Raw genomic sequence first — 17790 nt, forward strand, 5'->3', positions numbered from 1 at the left:
GTTTTGTCCACGCCGCAGCCCGCCTGATGGTTAACCGATCAGGCTTTTGCTGTTGCGGGCGTGGCGGTCGGCCAGCTTGCGCGCGACCCGGCCCGCGACCATCGGACGCGCGGGAATGGCCTGATAATCACGGTCGCGCAGTTCCGGGAACAGGCTGAAAATCTCATCCCGCGCCGCCGGTCCGACCGACTGCAGCGCCTGCGGCCCGGTGAGCAGGCTTTCGGTCTGCGCACCATTCGACATCACGATTTCATGCCGTTCGAACAGCAGGTGAAAATATTCAACCTGATCCGCGCCATCTTCCACGCTGATCCCATCCAGCCCGCAGAGTTGTTTTGCGGCGACCAGAACTTCGTTGGTGCCAAACATCCGCTGGGCGATTTTGGACCGCACCAGAATCCGGTGCTGCGGGCTGACCAGCAAATCGGCAGCCGGAATGTGCGGCCCCAAGGCACCGGCGGAAATGCGGATCGGCGCGAATTGTTTTAATTCACGCAGATTTTGCACCAGTTTCCGGCCAATCCAGCGGATCGGCTGCAATCCGTGGTCGCGGGTCTGGACCAGATCACCGACGAACAAATCCTGAACCGCCACAGGTCCATCTTCGGTCAGAATCTCGGTGTCGCGGGCAAAGCAGATCGGGACGAATGACGCATTGCTGATAAAAACACTTTGCTGCCCGGCCGAGCCCGCATAACCCGCAGGGGGTTCTTGCGAATAAAACACTTCGATCCGCGAAATGCTGCCGCCGCTTGGTCTGGTTATCGAAACGTCAACCCATCCGTTCGGATCGAGCCTGTTGCCGCGCGTGCCATCGGAATAAAACGACACACCGTCGCGCGTGTCGTGCCCGTCAACGGTTTGATAATCGAAACGCTCAAGATAGGCGGTGCCGTCATCAGCGCGCAAAACATTTTCGCCCAGTGTCGAACGGATCGACTCATCGCCCAACATGTTGCCGTCATTGTCATAGGCGACAACGCGGACAACCGGGCGATTCACAATGTTCAGGACCGATCCGCTGAGAATATTCTCGATTCGGAAGTTAAATTCATGAACACTCTGCGCAGCGCCCGAGAACGTATAGGTAACCTTTGCAACGCCGCCCTTGCCGTCGCTGCCCCCGCCACCGTTCGCCAAGTTGAGAGCATCGCCAAAAGACCCACCAATCCCAGCATAGGGCCTGACGAAGCCAGCGTCATTGTTAAAGATATTATAATCGGCCGTCTGAACGCGAACGATGTATTCGCCATCATCGCCCGCTTGGAACGAAAAACCGTCCGAGTTCTGAGTCGCCGTGGATTGCGTGCGATTATGACTAAACGATACGGACATGCGGACACCTTCCTACACTCATTAAGCTATTGACACCTTCAAGAGTGATTTAGACCGCCTGTAACCCCGATTCGACAACCTATTTAAATAGCCAATTTTAATCAAAAAATCCGCAATGCGGCGCCCCGAAGGGCGCCGTTTCAGGCCGCGCGGCTGGTCAGAACGTCATCGACGCATTTTTGCGCCGCGCCTTCGTCCAGCCCCTGAACGGCGGCCACTTCGCGGGTCAGGCGGTCCAAGGCGGCTTCATAAAGCTGGCGTTCGGAATAGGATTGTTCGCGCTGATCGTCGTTGCGGTGCAGGTCGCGCACCACCTCGGCAATGGCCATCAGGTCGCCGGAATGGATTTTCTGTTCATATTCCTGCGCGCGGCGCGACCACATGGCGCGCTTCACGCGGGCCTTGCCTTTCAGCGTTTCCAGTGCCTTATCAATCATGGCCTGACTGGACAGGCCGCGCATCCCAATTTCGGATGCCCGCGCGGTCGGAACGCGCAGCGTCATTTTATCCTTTTCAAACGAAATCACGAACATTTCCAGCCGCAGTCCCGCGACCTCTTGTTCCTCGATCGACACGATCTTGCCCACGCCATGCGCGGGATAGACGACAAAATCATCGGGGCGGAATTCGTTTTTCTTGGTTTTCGACATGTGGCTTCCTCTGGCAGCGCCCCGGTGGGACGCAAAAAACCCGGCAGCGGCATGGGCCGCGTCGGTCAGATCCTTATGTTGTCATGAACCACGCCCGGCAGAAGGCGCAGCGATAGCAGCGTGACCGCAGTTCAATTGCCTGACACTCCGATCAGATGCGACAGCCCTTTATAACATAAAAATGACGCTTGCGAAAGCGGTATGATTCGCCACCCCATGCGGGGGGCGAATCCGGGAATTGTGTTTTCTGTCAGCGGATTGCGCGATTAACGCAGATTAATCCGCCGCGAATCAGTCGCCCTGCCCCGGCGCCTCGGAAAAGTATTTATCCAGTTTCCCGGCCACGCCATCCATTTCGGCGGCGCTGTCCATCGGGTCTTTCTTGCGGGTGATGACCGGCCACAATTCGGAATATTTGCGGTTGAATTCAACCCACTTATCCATATCCGGTTCGGTGTCCGGGCGGATAGCATCGGCGGGACATTCGGGTTCACACACGCCGCAGTCGATGCATTCATCGGGATGGATGACCAGCGTATTTTCGCCTTCGTAGAAACAATCAACGGGGCAAACTTCGACGCAATCCGTGTATTTACACATGATGCAATTGTCGGTCACAACATAGGTCATCGGCGCATTCCTTGGGTTTCCGGGCTTCACCTAATCCCTTGGGCGGGATCAATCAAGCCATCGGTCAGATCTTGGTATAATTGCTGCGCCTCGGATGCGGGGCCACGACGGGCGCCCAAGCCCAGAACGCGCAGCGCCCGCACATTCCCATGCGCGGACACGGTGATTTCGTCGCCAATGCGCAGCGATTTGCCGGGTTTGCGGCAGGGTTGGCCGTTCACACGCACGCCCCCGCCTTCGATCCGGGCCATGGCCAAAGCGCGGGTTTTGAACACCCGCGCAAAGACCAGCCATTTATCCAATCGCAGCGCGTCCGGCGCGTCGGTCACTGACGATCCTTGAGCTGCGCCAGAATGGCGAAGGGGCTGTCAGGATCAGCCTTTTTTTCGGGCCGAGCGGTAAAGGTCTTGGCGCCCTGCCCGCCTTTATGGTCGGGTTTGCCGCCCTTTTTTGGGCCTTTGCCGCGCGGTTTACCACCGTCGCCGCGTTCGCCCTGCGGTTTGCTGTCGCGCTGACCATCCCGGCCACCGTCGCGGCGCGGGCCACGGCGTTCCCCCTGCGGACGGTCGCCGCGTTCGGCGCGGTCGCCCTGCGGGCGGCGGTTGCCGCGCGGTTTCGGTGCCCATTTGAAGGTGTAAAACACCTCAACCTCGGGCGCGGCCTCGGCCTCATCCGCCACAGATTCGTCGCTGTCGCCGGACTCGGCCGCGCGTTTTTCGGCTTGTTCAGCTTCCCATTTGGCACGGGTTTCAGCGGCCAGAACCGATTCTTCTTCGGTCATCGGCGCGTCATGGCCCACACCTTCGGGGGCGGGTTGCACGACCGGCGTTTCCGCGCTGCGCGCCTTGGGGCGTTCGCCCTTTTCGGCGGCATAGCCCAAACCTTCCATCAGGCCCGCAAATTGTTCCAGCGTCATGCCGGTGATCGACAGCATGTCGGGATTGGCCTCAAAACCGCCGCGCGTGTCCTGCGCGCGCAGCAGGTCGGCCAGACGTTCCAGCATGTCGATGCGAATCGCGCGGTCGCCTGCGGGGCGATAACCCGACAGGATATAGACCTGATCCGGGACGACCGGCACATGCGGGATCGTGACCAGACCGGGGGGCGGGCTTTCGGGGAATTCGTCCAGACCTTCGGCCAGCGACCACAGCACCAGACGCAACCGCGTGGGCGCGGGTTTCAGAAGCGCGGGCATGAAAATCGTGAACTGACCAAAGCGAACGCCATGCTTGCGCAGCATCCCGCGCGCGTCCTGGTCCAGTTCTTTGACCTCGGCGGCGACGGCTTCGCGCGGGATCACGCCCAGCGATTCGACCAGACGGAACGCAAAGCCGCGCGCAAGCCCGGTCAGCGTTTCATCCCGCTGCATCGTCAACAGCGGTTCAAACTGCGCCGCAATCTTGCGGTCGATGAAATGTTGCAGGCGGCGCTTGACCTTATCCGCGATGTCGGTGCCAGCCTCTTCGTCCACAAACACCTGAATCTGCGGGGTCAGCGGATCGGCGCCCTTCACCAGTTTGCCAACCGCCTGATCGCCCCACATCAGGCCACCTTGTTCGGTGAAATCCAGTTCGGTATCCGGCGCGTTATAAAAACGGTCGGCGCGCAGGTGAAATTCCGGGCGCAGAGCGTCATAGCTGGCGCGGTTCAGCATTTTCGCCTCGTCCGCCGTTGCGGTTTGGTCGGGGCGGAACCGGAATCCTTCCAGACGGCCGGCAAATTCGCCCTCAACCGTCACTTCGCCCTTATCGTTCACTTCGGCCACGAGGCTCTCCTTTTGGTTGAGCCGGCGCAGCAAAACAGACGTGCGCCGGTCCACAAATCGTTGAGTCAGCGCCGCATGCAGCGCATCTGACAGGCGATCTTCTACAGCGCGCGTTTCGCCGCGCCAATGCTTTTCGTCATGAACCCAGCCGGTTCTTTGCGCGACATAGGTCCATGTGCGGATATACGCCAAACGTTTGCTAATCGCGTCGATGTCGCCATGGGTCCGGTCGATGCGTTTGATCGCCCGGTCCAGCCAATCCGACGGAATCGTGCCTTCCTGCAAAAACCCGTAAATCCGGGCCAGCAACCCGGCATGTTCGGTATGCGAAATGCCGCGGAAATCCGGCACGCGGCACACATCCCATAACAGCCGCACATCTTTGCCGCCCTGAACACGGTCTTGAATCTCGGGCATCTGGTGCAGCAATTTCAGCGCAGTGATGTCATCGGCTTCACGCCCCCGGCCCAGCAATTCACGCCCCGAACCCGCTTCGAGGCTGGCAATCAGCCGGTCAATCGTGCCAAATTCCAGCCGGGAATTGCGCCAGGTCAGCCGCTGAATCGGGGCAAAGCGGTGATTCTCTAACGCGTCGATCAGCCCGTCATCCAATGGCCGCACATCGCCGGTAATCCCGAATGTGCCGGGTTCCGTGTGCCGCCCGGCCCGTCCGGCGATCTGGCCCAGTTCATGCGGGAACAATTCGCGCACCCGGCGCCCGTCGAATTTATGGGTGGCGCTGAAGGCGACATGCCGGATGTCCAGATTCAGCCCCATGCCGATGGCGTCGGTGGCGACCAGATAATCGACCTCGCCCGCCTGATACATCGCGACCTGCGCGTTCCGCGTGCGCGGGGACAGCGCCCCCATCACGACCGCGCAGCCGCCCTTTTGCCGCCGGATCAGTTCAGCCGTGGCATAGACCTGATCCACACTAAAAGCGACAATTGCCGATCGCGCGGGCATCCGCGACAGCTTTTTCGACCCGGCATAGGTCAGGGTGCTGAACCGGTCGCGCCGCGTAAACTGCGCATCCGGGACCAGAGCCGCAATCGCCGGGCGCATGGTGTCGCTGCCCAGAAACAGCGTTTCCAGATGCCCCCGCATATGCAGCAAACGGTCGGTGAAAACATGCCCGCGTTCCGGGTCCGCACACAGTTGTATTTCGTCAATCGCCACGAAATCGGCGGCAATATCGGGCATCGCCTCGGTCGTGGCGACCCAGTATTGCACGCGATCCGGCACGATCCGTTCTTCGCCGGTGACAAGCGCCACCACCGACGGCCCGCGCGCCTTGACGATGCGGTCATACACCTCGCGTGCCAGCAGACGCAGCGGCAGGCCGATCACCCCGGTGCGGTGATTCAGCATCCGTTCAATCGCGTAATGCGTTTTGCCGGTGTTCGTGGGGCCAAGAACAGCGGTGATCCGCCCGTGAGTCATCATCAGATCCCGATCCCCTGACCGCGACGTTCCAGACGCGCCACGGCGTCGATCGCCTCTTGCTGGTGGGGGTGAATTTTCAGGCTTTCGCGATAGGCGGTCAGCGCGCGGTCATCGTCGTTCATTTCCTCTAACATGGCACCCAATTGGGTCAGCGCGGCGAAATGGCGCGGCTGCAAATCCAAAGCCCGCGCCAGATCCGCCGCCGCCGGCCCATAATACCCCGCCGCGGCATAGGCCGCCGCCCGCGCCTGCCAGCCCGCCGCGAAATCGGGCGCATGATCGGTCAGCGCGGTTAAATGACCGATGGCGGTTGGAATATCGCCATCGTCCAAAGCCTGTTCCCCACGCCGCAGCAACAGATCCATGGACGCCGACCCCGACCGCGACCATTCCCGCAACAGATCCGATTCTGCGATGCGCCACCCCTCACCCGGCTGGCTGAGACGGTCATACGCGTCTTCGGCGTCAAAGTCTTGGGCAAAAAGCGGCGCATTTGAGACAAAAAAGATGCAAATCGTCATCAAGAAATGACGGCTTGCCGTAAGGATATTATAGAAATCGTAATTATTCCGGCCCATAAGGTTCGGTGTAACCACCGCGCCGGTCGGGCGCCAGCCTTGTTGCGATGAAAGGAAGAACATGAGCGAAGTTGTGAATGGTGCTGTGCAGGTGCTGAACGAAAAACTGGGCAGCTTTGGCGCCAGTGCGAAATTTGTCATCACCGGCGAAGGCAGTGTCGTGATTGACGAAAACGGCGCCCGCGCCGGCGACGACGAAACCGATGTGACCCTGACCGCCAGCGTCGAAACCTTTGAAGGGATCATCAACGGCACCGTAAACCCCACCGCTGCCTTTATGATGGGGAAACTGAAAATCGACGGATCGCTGCCCGTTGCGATGCAGCTGGGCGCGGCGCTGTCCTGATCTGCGCCTGATCTCTGGCATGGAACCCGCCCCGTTTCATCAATTGCCCGGCGATAGCTGCGCCCCGGCGCGTGCCTTTTGGGTGCGCGCCGATGATGGGGTGCGGTTGCGGCTGGCCTTATGGGCGGCGGATGATCCGCGCGGAACGGTCCTGCTGTTTCCGGGGCGGACGGAATATGTCGAAAAATACGCCGCTGTTGCGCGTGATCTGAATGCGGCGGGCTGGTCGGTGCTGGCCATCGACTGGCGCGGTCAGGGCATGTCGGACCGTCTGCAACCCGACCCCCGCCCCGGCCATATCGGTGAATTCAGCGATTATCAGCGCGACATCGTGGAAATGGTGGTCGCCGCCAATGACCTGAATCTGCCGCGTCCGTGGAACCTCTTGGCCCATTCGATGGGCGGCTGTATCGGTCTGGCCGCGCTGCATGGCGGGCTGGACGTGGCGCGCGCGGCCTTTTCCGCGCCGATGTGGGGCATCAATCTGCGGCCACTGCAACAGGGGCTGGCCTTGGGCATCGCCTATCTGGCCGGACGCATGGGCCGCGGCGGACGCAGCGCGCCGGGCAGCAGCCGGTCGCCGCGCACCTATCTGCTGGACGAAGCCTTTTCGACCAATCTGCTGACCAGCGATGTGGACATATGGGCGCGCCTGCTGCGCGAGGCGGCGACATGGCCCGACCTGACCATCGGCGGCGCCAGCTTTGACTGGGTGGCCAAGGCGCTGAACGAATGCACCCGCCTGTCGCAGATGCCCGCGCCGCCCATTCCGGCGCTGATTTCGCTGGGCGGGGATGAAAAAATCGTGTCACCGCAGGCGATCCGCGACCGCGCCGCGGCATGGCCCGATGCGCGCCTGCTGAACATCCCCGGCGCGCGGCATGAAATCCTGATGGAACGCCCGCCCCTGCGCGCGGCCTTTATGGATGCGATGCTGAGCCATTTTGCCGCGTCCTGATTCACGGCACCCTGATTATCTTCTGTGCAAAAATATCCCGGGGTGAGGCCCCTTCAGGGGCCGAGGGGCTGGCCCCTCAGAACCCAACCACAGGCGTGACAGAATGATGAAAACCGCCGTCCGCAACACAGCTATCAAACACCCAACCGTTTTAGACCACCCTTTGCACCGCCGGAACCAATCAGGCGCAGCTATGCCGCAGCCCGCTGATTACGATAACAAAATCAGTTTAGCCCCGCCGCCATCTTTCCCGCATCAACCAACCTCGACAATCTGCATGGCCCGTCGATTTTTGCGCGTTTGACGACGGCGCTGCAACGGCGCGCATATTTCATGGCCTCAGTGACGACACATGATCCCATTCGCGACGCGGGGCCGCGTCACAGCCCCGCGCCCCCTTACTCCACCGTCACCGACTTCGCCAGATTCCGCGGTTGGTCCACATCAGTGCCTTTGGCAACGGCGGCGTGATAGGCCAGATATTGCATCGGCACGGCATACAGGATCGGCTGGAACAGCCCGCCGCCGCTGGGCATTTCCAAGGTCGCGGTCACTCCATCCCCCGCCGCAGCGATCCCCTGCGCGTCGGAAATCAACAGGATCTGACCGTGGCGGGCCATCACCTCTTGCATGTTCGACACGGTTTTATCGAACAGCGCATCATAGGGGGCCAGCACGACCACCGGCAAATCCCGGTCAATCAGCGCGATCGGGCCGTGTTTCAATTCACCCGAGGCGTAGCCTTCGGCGTGGATATAGGACAGCTCTTTCAGTTTCAGCGCGCCCTCAAGCGCGACGGGATACAGCGCGCCGCGGCCCAGATACAGAACGTCCGAGGCCTGCGCCAACCAATCCGACAGGTTATGGCAGGCGTCTGACACGTTCAGCGCCTGTTGCAGCAGGCCGGGGATCGACCGCAGATCGGCCAGATGCGCGGCCAGTTGATCATCGGTGATCCGCCCACGATCCTGCGCGGCCTTCAGCGCCAGAATGGCCAGCACGGTCAACTGGCAGGTAAACGCCTTAGAGGACGCCACGCTGACTTCGATCCCCGCGCGGGTCGGCAAGGCGATGTCGCTGTCGCGCGCAATGGCGGACGTGCCGACATTCACAATACCCAGAGTGCGCGCCACATGCGGTTTGGCGTAATGCAGCGCGGCCAGCGTGTCGGCGGTTTCGCCCGATTGGCTGATCGACACAAACCAACTGTTCGGGGACAGAGGCGGTTCGCGATACCGAAATTCCGACGCCACATCCAGATCGCAGGGCAACCCGGCCAGATGTTCAAACCAATACCGCGCCACATGCCCCGCCAGAAACGCGGTGCCGCAGCCAACCAAGGTCAGGCGGTCGGCACCCGTGAAATCAATGCCTTCGGGCAGGACGATCCGGTTATCTTTGACATAATGCGTCAGAACATCGCCCAGAACGACCGGTTGTTCGGCAATTTCCTTGGCCATGAAATGACGATAGCCGCCTTTGTCGATGGCGGTTGACCCAACGTCGATGCGCGCTTCGGGGCGGTTCGCAGGCGCGCCGTCGGCGTCGAAAATCTGCGCGCCGGCACGGGTCAGAACGGCGTGGTCGCCATCCTCAAGATAGGTGATGCGGTCGGTGAACGGCGACAGCGCCACGGCGTCCGATCCGACAAACATTTCGCCATTGCCGTGACCGATGGCCAGCGGGCTGCCCTTGCGCGCGGCGATCATCAGGTCACCTTCGCCGTCAAACAGAAACGCCAAAGCAAAGGCCCCATGCAGCCGCGCCAAGGTCGCGCGCGCCGCATCCACCGGCGATTTGCCCTGATCCAGATAATACCCCGTCAGCAGCGCGACCGTTTCCGTATCGGTCTGCGATTGCGGCGTAATGCCATAGCCCGCCAGTTCGTCGCGCAAGTCGCGGAAGTTTTCGATAATCCCGTTATGCACCACAGCCACGCGGCCGAATTGGTGGGGATGGGCGTTCACCTCGGTCGCGGGGCCGTGGGTGGCCCAACGGGTGTGACCGATGCCCGATTGCCCGGTCAGCGGCGCATGAACCAGACAATCCGACAGGTTCACCAATTTGCCAACCGCGCGGCGGCGGTCCAGCCGCCCGTCATCATCCACCGTCGCCACGCCCGCGCTGTCATAGCCGCGATATTCCAACCGCCGCAACGCATCGACCAATTGCGGGGACACCTGATGTTTGCCTAAAATGCCAACAATACCGCACATCAGCGTTTTTCCTTTTTCGCGCGCAGGGTTTCGAACAGACGCACCGCAAGCCCCGGTTTCGTGACCTGTTTTGCGCGCCCCAAGGCCAGCCCGCCATCCGGCACATCGTCCGTAATCACCGACCCCGATCCGGTCAGCGCATCCGCACCCACACGCACCGGCGCGACCAGCATGGTGTCACTGCCGATAAACGCGCGCGCGCCGATTTCGGTGCGGTGTTTGCCCACCCCGTCATAATTGCAGGTCACGGTTCCCGCGCCGATATTGGCGCCTTCGCCCACATGCGCATCGCCCAGATAGGTCAGGTGGCCGACCTTAACCCCTTCGTCCAGAACGGCATTTTTGATTTCAACAAAGTTCCCGACATGCACATCGCCGCCCAGTTCCGCGCCGGGACGCAGGCGGGCAAAGGGGCCAACCGTCGCGCCGGACGACACATGGCAGCCTTGCAAATGGCAAAAGGGCAGGATTTCCGCGCCCGATTCCACCGTGACGCCGGGGCCGAACACGACATTCTGGCCGATGATCGCATCGCGCCCAATGACGGTATCCAGCCCGAAATACACCGTCGCCGGATCGGACAGCGTGACGCCGTTTTCCAATGCCTGACGGCGGGCGCGGGTTTGGAAAATCGCCTCGGCCGCGGCCAGTTCGGTGCGGGTGTTGATGCCCAGCGTTTCGTCTTCGTCGCAGGTGACGACATCGGCGCGGCGTCCTTCGGCCCGGGCAAAGGCGACAAGATCAGTCAGGTAATATTCGCCCGCCGCGTTGTCATTGCCCAGCCGCGTGATCAACTGACGCAGCAAATCGGCGTCCAGTGCCATCACGCCGGAATTGCACAACACGATCTGGCGGGTGGCGTCATCCGCGTCTTTGTATTCGACGATGCGTTCCAGCCCGCGATCGGTGACCACCAACCGGCCATAGCGACCGGGATCCGCCGCCTCGAACCCCAGAACGACCAGATCGGCGGGGTGACTGGCCATGGCGGCCAGCGTGTCGTCGCCAATGAACGGCGTGTCGCCATACAGGATAATGACCTTGCCCGCGAACCCTTCCAATTGCGGCAAGGCCTGCGCGACGGCGTGGCCGGTCCCCAGCTGTTCCGATTGCAGCGCAAGGGTCGCCTCCGGGTCCAGGGCGGCAACTGCGCGCCCCACCTGTTCGGCACCATGGCCGGTCACAACGATGATCTGTTCCGGTTCCAGACGGCGCGCCGTGGCCAATGCGTGACCCACCAACGGAACCCCGGCCAGACGGTGCAGAACCTTGGGCAAATCCGACTGCATCCGGCTGCCCTGCCCTGCTGCCAATACGACAACTGCCACGGGATGATCTGTCATTTTACCCTCTTACGCGGTTTGCAAATGTTCAGCGGCGTTCTATGCGGGATGTGATAGCGGGAAAAGCCTGTTGTCGCTCAAGATTGTTTTCGGATCGTAACAAAGGGGCAGCTATGGGAACGGTGGTTTTTGATCTGGACGGGACGCTGGCCGACACCTCGGGCGATTTGGTCGCGGCGGCAAATGCCTGTTTTCGTGGGCGCGGCTTGGGCGATTTGCTGGATCCGGTGGCCGACGCGCTGATTGCGTTTCAGGGCGGGCGGGCGATGCTGAACGCCGGTTACGCACGGATGCCCGCCGATTATCTGCTGCCGCCCGGCGCGGTTGAGGATGATTACGCGCGCCTGCTGGGCCATTACGGCGACCATATCGCGGTTCATACGCGGCTGTATCCGGGGGTTCTGGACGCCCTCGACCGGCTGGACGGGATGGGCCTGCGCCTGTCGGTCTGCACCAACAAACCGCAGGGGCTGGCCGATACGCTGCTGCGCGAACTGGGGATTCGCGACCGCTTCGGCGCTTTGGTCGGGGCCGATACGCTGCCGGTGCGCAAACCCGATCCGCGCCCCTATCAGTTGGCGGTCGAACAGGCGGGCGGCACCGTGGCACGGTCGTTTTTGGTGGGCGACACCGATACCGACCGCAAAACCGCCGCTGCCGCCGGGGTGCGCGTCGCATTGGTCAGCTTTGGCCCCGAAGGCGCAGGCATCGCCCGCCTGAGCCCCGACGCGCTGCTGGCGCATTACGACGATCTGCCCGATCTGGCGGCGAAATGGTTCAGCGACGCGCCTTAACACTGCCTAAACGGCGCGAATTGGCCCGCGTGCGTTTGCCATAGGGGCGCAGCGCCGCCGACATGACGCGTTCCGGGCTTTTGCCGCGCGACATCGCGTTACTGGCGGCAAACATTGATTCGGCCATGGCCGCCTGTTTTTCCGCCACCATGCGGAACGGTTCGCCCGGATGTTGGGATGTGACGCCCATCATACCCAGCATCCGCAGCCCGATCACCATTTGCGATTCGAACATCAGGCGGGTCATCTGCATCATCAGACGCCCCATTTCGGCATGGACCGTCACGGTCATCAAAGGTTTCATTATCAGCTTTCCTGTTGGCGCGAACCTGTCATTAGCGCAGAACTGTTAAAATGAGGTTACCGTAACCAATCCACAAGCGGGCTTTTGGTTGCTTATATCAAATTTTATCCACCCGCTTGGCAAACTCGCCGCGCACTGTATGAAGGTGACATGACCGACATCATCACGATTGCCCGCCCCGACGATTGGCACCTGCATCTGCGCGACGGCGCGATGTTGGATGCTGTGGCCCCGCACTCTGCCGGCTTTGGCCGCGCGATTATCATGCCCAATCTGGTGCCGCCCGTGGTGACCGGCGCGCAGGCGGCGGCCTATCGCGACCGTATTCTGGCGGCGCTGCCCGAAGGCGCGGCGTTGCAGCCGCAGATGACGCTGTATCTGACCGACGGGACCGACCCGGCCGATGTGGTGGCCGCGCATCGCGACGGGATCATCCGCGCGGTCAAACTGTATCCGGCGGGCGCGACCACCAACAGCGCCAGCGGCGTGACTGATTTCGACCGCGTGCGCCCGGTGCTGGAGGCTATGGCCGACGCCCGCATCCCCCTGTGTGTTCATGGCGAAGTGACCGATCCCGACGTCGATATTTTCGACCGCGAAGCCGTGTTTATCGACACGGTGCTGGACCCCATCCGCCGCACAACGCCGGGGCTGCGCGTGGTGATGGAACATATCACGACGCGCGACGGGGTGGAGTATGCGCGATCAGGCGGCGATGATCTGGGCGCGACAATCACCACGCATCATCTGGTGATTAACCGCAACGCAATTCTGGCCGGGGGGATCCGCCCGCATTATTACTGCCTGCCGGTCGCGAAACGCGAAACGCACCGGCTGGCCCTGCGCGATGCCGCCACCAGCGGCGAAGCGCGGTTTTTCCTTGGCACCGACAGCGCGCCGCACCCGGACCGCGCGAAACTGCAACCCTGCGGCTGCGCGGGCTGCTTCACGGCGCCGAACACCATGTCGATTCTGGCGCAGGTGTTTGAACAGGATGGCGCACTGGACCGGCTGGAATCCTTCACCAGCCGCAATGGCGCGGCGTTTTACGGCCTGCCGGTCAATACCGACAAAATCCGTCTGGTGCGGCGCGATACGCCCGCCGAATATCCCGCAACCATCACCGCAGGCGATGAAACCGTGACCGTGTTCGACCCCGGCTTTCCCCTGTTCTGGCATCTGGAAAACGCATGACCCTGACCTTTCCGTCCCGCGACGAAATCGCCCGCCTGTCCGCCCGTATGCTGTTGGAAATCAAGGCGGTTGATTTCAACGCCGAAACGCCGTTTACCTATGCATCCGGGTTGAAGGGGCCGACCTATGTCGATTGCCGCCGGATCATCAGCTTTCCGCGCGTGCGGCAAACTCTGCTGGATTTCATGGCCGCAACGGTGATGCGCGACGCCGGGTTTGAGGCGTTCGACAACATCGCGGGCGGCGAAACGGCGGGCATCCCCTTTGCCGCCATGGTCGCAGAGCGTCTGGGCCTGCCGATGACCTATGTGCGCAAAAAACCCAAAGGCTACGGTCGCAACGCCCGGATCGAAGGCGTGATGACCGAACACCAGCGGGTCTTGCTGGTCGAGGATCTGACCACCGATGGCGGCAGCAAGCTGTCCTTTGTGGACGCCATCCGCGACACCGGCGCGACCTGCGCGCATACGGCGGTGATTTTCTATTACGGGATTTTCCCCGAAACCACGCAGCGTCTGGCCGATCATGGGGTCGCGCTGCATTATCTTTGCACCTGGTGGGATGTGCTGGCCGAGGCGCGGGAACAACACGCCTTTGACAACGCCACACTGGCCGAGGTGGAATCGTTCCTGAACGATCCCCGCGCTTGGCAGGCGGCGCATCCCTGACAGGCGTTTTCCACAGACCTGTCCCCCGAAAAATCGGCCCGCGACATTTATTGCGGGCCGGTTCCGATCTAAGATGACCCATCAGGCAGAGAGGCACCCCATGACCGGATTGCGCGTCATCACCCCCGGCGAAAATGCGGATGACACCGCGACGATCCCCTTTTCGCTGGAAGCCGAACAGCAATTGCTGGGCGCGCTGCTGACAAATAACGATGTGTTCGATCGCGTCAGTCAGATCATCAAATCCGATCATTTCTATCACCCCGTTCATGCCCGTATTTTCGACATTTGCGGCGAACGCATCCGTAAAAATGCTCTTGCCAGTCCGGTGACGATCAAGGCGTTTTTGGAACATGACGACGGCTTGCGGGAACTGGGGGGACCGGCCTATCTGTCGCGCATGGCGGGGGCGGCGATTTCGGCCTATGCCGCGCGCGATTACGCGCAGATGATCCGCGAATTCGCGCTGCGCCGCGAATTGATGCAGCTGGGGCGCGACATCTCATCCCGCGCATCGACGGTCGAGGTGGGCGACGACGCCGAAGAACAGATCAAGGCCGCCGAACAAACGCTGTATAAGCTGGGCGAACAGGGCGTTGCCGAACGCGGCTTCCAAAGCTTTCTGAAAGCCGCGACCGGCGCCGTTCAGGCCGCCAATGCCGCCTATCAGCGCGACGGGAAATTATCGGGAATTTCCACCGGACTGATTGATCTGGATGGGAAAATGGGCGGTCTGAACAATTCCGACCTGATTATTCTGGCCGGTCGCCCGTCGATGGGGAAAACATCGCTTGCCACGAATATCGCGTTCAACGTCGCCAAGGCGCATAAGATGGGCGAAAAATCCGATGGTACGCATGGCACGATTGACGGCGGGATTGTCGGGTTTTTCAGTCTGGAAATGTCCGCCGAACAATTGGCCGCGCGCATCCTGTCCGAAGCCGCCGAAGTGCCATCCGAACGCATCCGCAGCGGCAATATGGACGAAGCCGAGTTCCGCCGCTTTGTCGAGGCGGCGCATGCCCTGCAAAACTGCCCTCTTTATATCGACGACACCCCTGCCCTGCCCATTAACCAATTGGCGGCGCGGGCGCGGAAACTGAAACGCACGCATGGGCTGGACGTGCTGATGGTGGACTATCTGCAACTGCTCAAGGCCGCATCCGCCAAAGACAGCCGCGTGAACGAAGTCAGCGAAATCACGCAGGGGCTGAAGGCCGTCGCCAAGGAACTGAACATCCCCGTCATCGCTCTGTCGCAGTTGTCGCGTCAGGTCGAAAACCGCGACGACAAACGCCCGCAACTGTCCGACCTGCGGGAATCGGGGTCGATCGAACAGGACGCCGACATTGTGATGTTCGTGTTCCGCGAAGAATATTACCGCGAACGCGAAAAGCCCGCCGATCACGAACTGGACAAAATGGCCGCATGGCAACAGGTGATGGAGGCCTGCCACGGCAAAGCCGAGGTGATCCTGGGCAAGCAGCGCCACGGTCCCATCGGCACCGTCGAATTGTCGTTTGAAGGCCAGTTTACCCGCTTCGGCAATCTGGCCAAGGATCGCCAATCGCAGCAATGGGATTAAGCGGGCGTCACCTCGACGCGCAATTCGCAGAACTCGGCATCCGTCATCGTGGTTAAGAAGGCCACATCGGTCGCGTCGCGGCCCACGGCGATAATCGCCATGTCATCGGCCTGCGCCATGCCGGTGGGGTCGGCCAGATGCCATGCGCCGTCCAGATAAATCTGCGCAACCGCATGAAAATCCTGCGGTTTCACATGGGGCGAATACACGGCGGCGAACCGCGCCGGGATCTGCGCCGCGCGGCACATCGTGATAAGCAGATGCGCGTAATCGCGGCACACGCCGCGCCGGTCCACAAAGGTATCAATCGCGGTCGTGTCGGCATTGCTGGCACCGGGGACGTAATCCAAACTGTGTTCCACCCAGTCGCGCATCGCCGCGACCTTAGCCCCGCCCGCCAGATGCCCGAACCGAGACGCCACAAAATGCGCCAGCCGTTCCGCATAGCAATAGCGCGACGACAGCAGATAGCGCAGCGCCTCGCCCGGCAGATGTTCGACATCAACCGCAGCCAACTGGTCCCAATCGGGCCGCGGGCGGGTCACGGTCACGATCGCGTTGTAATCGCAGGTCAGCCGGTCGCGCGCGTGCAGCACCAGCCGTTCCCCGATCCCGTCATCGGCGGCGATGCGCGCGAAATGGTCGCCGTCGCCCAGATGAATTTGCGCATCCTGCACGATCTGGCCGTCGCAATCGGCGGCCTGCACAACCACAATCGCCGCCCCCGGCTGGTTCAGGCGATAATCCAGCCGGACCTGAATCTGCATCTTCATCTGCGCCCCCTCAGACGGGTTCCAGCATGGCCGAGACCGCGAACCGCGCGCCCCCCAGCGGTGATGGCCCGTGTTCCATCACGCCGCCCAGTTGTTCAGCATAGACCGCGCAAATCTGCATCCCCAGCCCGGTGCCATTGCCGGGATCGAACCCTTCGGCCAATCCGGGGCCATCGTCGTCAACCGTCAGATGCAGCGTGGTGCAATCTTCGCCACAGGTGAATCCAACGGCAATCCGGGGCGCGCGGTCGCCGCCCGCATGTTTGATCGCATTCGCCACCAATTCGGCCAGCACCTGCCCCAAAGCCGCCGCCTGCGTCGGTTTCACCCGGATCGGTTCGTCCGGCATATCCGATTGCGTGATCTGCCCCGCGGCCCCATCCGCCAAATCCGACACCAGCACGCCGATGTAATCCTGCAACACCACGCTGCCCGATTCCGGGTCCAGATGCAATTGATCATGCACCCGCCCCAGCGTCTGCACCCGCCGGGCCGCCGCCTGCAACAGATCCGCCGCCGGGCTGTCTGCGTAAAACCGCGCCTGCAACCGCAACAGCGCCACGACCGAGGCCAGACTGTTTTTGACCCGATGATCCATCTCTCCCATCAGGATACGCTTTTGTTCCAGCGTATCGTCCAGACGCCCGACCTCGGCCGCCATGTTCACGGCACGCATTTCTAACAGGCGGCGGGTCTCTACGGCCTCGGTGATGTCGCGCGATGTGGCCAGAACGACGCGCACCGTGCCATCGGCGGCAAAAACCGGGGCGACGGTCACGGACCACCACCGGGGCGTGCCTGCGGCGGTGGGGCAAAACGCCTCGAACCGGCAGACATCGCCGTTCAGAGCCTGCGCCACGGCATCGCGCACCTGCCCCGCGCTTTCACGCGGCCAGACCGAATGCCACGGCTGCCCGATGATATTGGCCGGGTCGTCAATCTGCATGATCCGCAGCCCGTTGCGGTTCATATAGACGACCTCGCCCGCGCGATTTACGACCTTGATGCAGTCCGGGGAACTGTCCAGCAGCGATTGCGCCAGCCCGGTGTCATCCTGCATCACGCAGCCATACGATTGCACATCCATATCAACTGATGGGATCACGACACCACCCTGACCAAAGTGTGAAAATCTGCGCGAACTGGTCGCAGATCAGTGACCGTGCTGTCAACCAATAAAGCCCTTGAAAAACAAAGATCAATTC

17 protein-coding genes are annotated in these 17790 nt (G+C 61.7%); 6 read left to right on the forward strand and 11 right to left on the reverse strand.

What is annotated here, in order from left to right; all coding sequences use genetic code 11:
* Positions 1-30: 30 nt before the first annotated feature.
* The 6 genes from Q4G20_RS00545 to Q4G20_RS00570 all read right to left on the reverse strand — a co-directional run bounded on the left by Q4G20_RS00545 (position 31) and on the right by Q4G20_RS00570 (position 6347).
* A complete protein-coding gene (locus Q4G20_RS00545) occupies positions 31-1335 on the reverse strand; it encodes a Hint domain-containing protein (RefSeq protein ID WP_303341072.1) in 1305 nt (434 codons plus the stop codon).
* 140 nt (positions 1336-1475) lie between these two features.
* A complete protein-coding gene (locus Q4G20_RS00550) occupies positions 1476-1985 on the reverse strand; it encodes a CarD family transcriptional regulator (protein ID WP_303341074.1) in 510 nt (169 codons plus the stop codon).
* A 291-nt stretch (positions 1986-2276) separates the two neighbouring features.
* A complete protein-coding gene (fdxA, locus tag Q4G20_RS00555) occupies positions 2277-2615 on the reverse strand; it encodes a ferredoxin FdxA (RefSeq protein ID WP_303341077.1) in 339 nt (112 codons plus the stop codon).
* Between the two features lie 26 nt (positions 2616-2641).
* Positions 2642-2944 carry an RNA-binding S4 domain-containing protein gene (locus Q4G20_RS00560; protein WP_303341080.1) on the reverse strand — a complete coding sequence of 101 codons (303 nt, stop codon included), beginning with the start codon at positions 2942-2944 and terminating at the stop codon, positions 2642-2644.
* Positions 2941-5826, reverse strand: coding sequence for a helicase-related protein (locus Q4G20_RS00565; protein ID WP_303341081.1), 2886 nt, complete (start codon positions 5824-5826; stop codon positions 2941-2943). Before Q4G20_RS00565 ends, Q4G20_RS00560 begins: the two co-directional genes overlap by 4 nt.
* The gene (locus Q4G20_RS00570) at positions 5826-6347 is read right to left on the reverse strand and encodes a hypothetical protein (protein WP_303341083.1); all 522 of its coding nucleotides are present in this window, start codon (positions 6345-6347) and stop codon (positions 5826-5828) included. Before Q4G20_RS00570 ends, Q4G20_RS00565 begins: the two co-directional genes overlap by 1 nt.
* A 118-nt stretch (positions 6348-6465) precedes the next feature.
* Between Q4G20_RS00570 and Q4G20_RS00575 the strand changes: the two genes are divergently transcribed.
* Together Q4G20_RS00575 and Q4G20_RS00580 are read left to right on the forward strand one after the other, a co-directional pair.
* A complete protein-coding gene (locus Q4G20_RS00575; protein WP_303341084.1) occupies positions 6466-6750 on the forward strand; it encodes an SCP2 sterol-binding domain-containing protein in 285 nt (94 codons plus the stop codon).
* 19 nt (positions 6751-6769) lie between these two features.
* Positions 6770-7708 (forward strand): alpha/beta fold hydrolase, encoded by a 939-nt coding sequence (locus tag Q4G20_RS00580; protein WP_303341086.1) that lies wholly within the window; start codon positions 6770-6772, stop codon positions 7706-7708.
* A 398-nt stretch (positions 7709-8106) separates the two neighbouring features.
* Here Q4G20_RS00580 and glmS read toward each other — a convergent pair whose 3' ends face one another.
* A complete protein-coding gene (glmS, locus tag Q4G20_RS00585) occupies positions 8107-9924 on the reverse strand; it encodes a glutamine--fructose-6-phosphate transaminase (isomerizing) (RefSeq protein WP_303341088.1) in 1818 nt (605 codons plus the stop codon).
* Entirely contained in the window at positions 9924-11267 is a 1344-nt protein-coding gene (gene glmU / locus Q4G20_RS00590; protein ID WP_303341090.1) for a bifunctional UDP-N-acetylglucosamine diphosphorylase/glucosamine-1-phosphate N-acetyltransferase GlmU, read from the reverse strand. The genes glmS and glmU overlap by 1 nt, the downstream gene beginning before the upstream one ends.
* Before the next feature lie 113 nt (positions 11268-11380).
* Here glmU and Q4G20_RS00595 point away from each other — a divergent pair, with 113 nt between their 5' ends.
* Complete coding sequence (locus tag Q4G20_RS00595) at positions 11381-12061, forward strand: HAD-IA family hydrolase (RefSeq protein WP_303341091.1); 681 nt, start codon at positions 11381-11383, stop codon at positions 12059-12061.
* Here the strand turns inward: Q4G20_RS00595 and Q4G20_RS00600 are convergent.
* Positions 12045-12365 (reverse strand): antibiotic ABC transporter, encoded by a 321-nt coding sequence (locus Q4G20_RS00600; protein ID WP_303341092.1) that lies wholly within the window; start codon positions 12363-12365, stop codon positions 12045-12047. The two genes, Q4G20_RS00595 and Q4G20_RS00600, sit on opposite strands and share 17 nt — an antisense overlap.
* Positions 12366-12515: 150 nt before the next feature.
* Here Q4G20_RS00600 and pyrC point away from each other — a divergent pair, with 150 nt between their 5' ends.
* The 3 genes from pyrC (at position 12516) to Q4G20_RS00615 (ending at position 15812) form a co-directional block, all read left to right on the forward strand.
* Positions 12516-13559, forward strand: coding sequence for a dihydroorotase (pyrC, locus tag Q4G20_RS00605; RefSeq protein ID WP_303341093.1), 1044 nt, complete (start codon positions 12516-12518; stop codon positions 13557-13559).
* Positions 13556-14227, forward strand: a complete 672-nt coding sequence (locus Q4G20_RS00610) for an orotate phosphoribosyltransferase (RefSeq protein WP_303341094.1) — start codon at positions 13556-13558, stop codon at positions 14225-14227. Before pyrC ends, Q4G20_RS00610 begins: the two co-directional genes overlap by 4 nt.
* A 100-nt stretch (positions 14228-14327) precedes the next feature.
* Positions 14328-15812 (forward strand): replicative DNA helicase, encoded by a 1485-nt coding sequence (locus Q4G20_RS00615; protein WP_303341095.1) that lies wholly within the window; start codon positions 14328-14330, stop codon positions 15810-15812.
* On the opposite strand, the gene Q4G20_RS00620 is transcribed toward Q4G20_RS00615, so the two are convergent.
* Together Q4G20_RS00620 and Q4G20_RS00625 are read right to left on the reverse strand one after the other, a co-directional pair.
* Positions 15809-16585: a transglutaminase family protein gene (locus Q4G20_RS00620; protein WP_303341097.1), complete on the reverse strand. Its 777-nt coding sequence runs from the start codon at positions 16583-16585 to the stop codon at positions 15809-15811. The genes Q4G20_RS00615 and Q4G20_RS00620 overlap by 4 nt on opposite strands.
* Before the next feature lie 10 nt (positions 16586-16595).
* Positions 16596-17690 carry a sensor histidine kinase gene (locus tag Q4G20_RS00625; protein WP_303341099.1) on the reverse strand — a complete coding sequence of 365 codons (1095 nt, stop codon included), beginning with the start codon at positions 17688-17690 and terminating at the stop codon, positions 16596-16598.
* Positions 17691-17790 lie beyond the last annotated feature (100 nt).

It is taken from the genome of Paracoccus sp. (in: a-proteobacteria), assembly GCF_030538495.1.
Taxonomy (GTDB): domain Bacteria; phylum Pseudomonadota; class Alphaproteobacteria; order Rhodobacterales; family Rhodobacteraceae; genus Paracoccus.

Coding starts and splice junctions, on each gene's coding strand:
- Q4G20_RS00600 (WP_303341092.1), bottom strand. CDS start 12,365: ATGAAACCTTTGATGACCGTGACGGTCCATGCCGAAATGGGGCGTCTG.
- Q4G20_RS00565 (WP_303341081.1), bottom strand. CDS start 5,826: ATGATGACTCACGGGCGGATCACCGCTGTTCTTGGCCCCACGAACACC.
- Q4G20_RS00575 (WP_303341084.1), top strand. CDS start 6,466: ATGAGCGAAGTTGTGAATGGTGCTGTGCAGGTGCTGAACGAAAAACTG.
- Q4G20_RS00550 (WP_303341074.1), bottom strand. CDS start 1,985: ATGTCGAAAACCAAGAAAAACGAATTCCGCCCCGATGATTTTGTCGTC.
- pyrC (WP_303341093.1), top strand. CDS start 12,516: ATGACCGACATCATCACGATTGCCCGCCCCGACGATTGGCACCTGCAT.
- Q4G20_RS00615 (WP_303341095.1), top strand. CDS start 14,328: ATGACCGGATTGCGCGTCATCACCCCCGGCGAAAATGCGGATGACACC.
- fdxA (WP_303341077.1), bottom strand. CDS start 2,615: ATGACCTATGTTGTGACCGACAATTGCATCATGTGTAAATACACGGAT.
- glmS (WP_303341088.1), bottom strand. CDS start 9,924: ATGTGCGGTATTGTTGGCATTTTAGGCAAACATCAGGTGTCCCCGCAA.
- Q4G20_RS00545 (WP_303341072.1), bottom strand. CDS start 1,335: ATGTCCGTATCGTTTAGTCATAATCGCACGCAATCCACGGCGACTCAG.
- Q4G20_RS00610 (WP_303341094.1), top strand. CDS start 13,556: ATGACCCTGACCTTTCCGTCCCGCGACGAAATCGCCCGCCTGTCCGCC.
- Q4G20_RS00620 (WP_303341097.1), bottom strand. CDS start 16,585: ATGAAGATGCAGATTCAGGTCCGGCTGGATTATCGCCTGAACCAGCCG.
- Q4G20_RS00595 (WP_303341091.1), top strand. CDS start 11,381: ATGGGAACGGTGGTTTTTGATCTGGACGGGACGCTGGCCGACACCTCG.
- Q4G20_RS00580 (WP_303341086.1), top strand. CDS start 6,770: ATGGAACCCGCCCCGTTTCATCAATTGCCCGGCGATAGCTGCGCCCCG.
- glmU (WP_303341090.1), bottom strand. CDS start 11,267: ATGACAGATCATCCCGTGGCAGTTGTCGTATTGGCAGCAGGGCAGGGC.
- Q4G20_RS00570 (WP_303341083.1), bottom strand. CDS start 6,347: ATGACGATTTGCATCTTTTTTGTCTCAAATGCGCCGCTTTTTGCCCAA.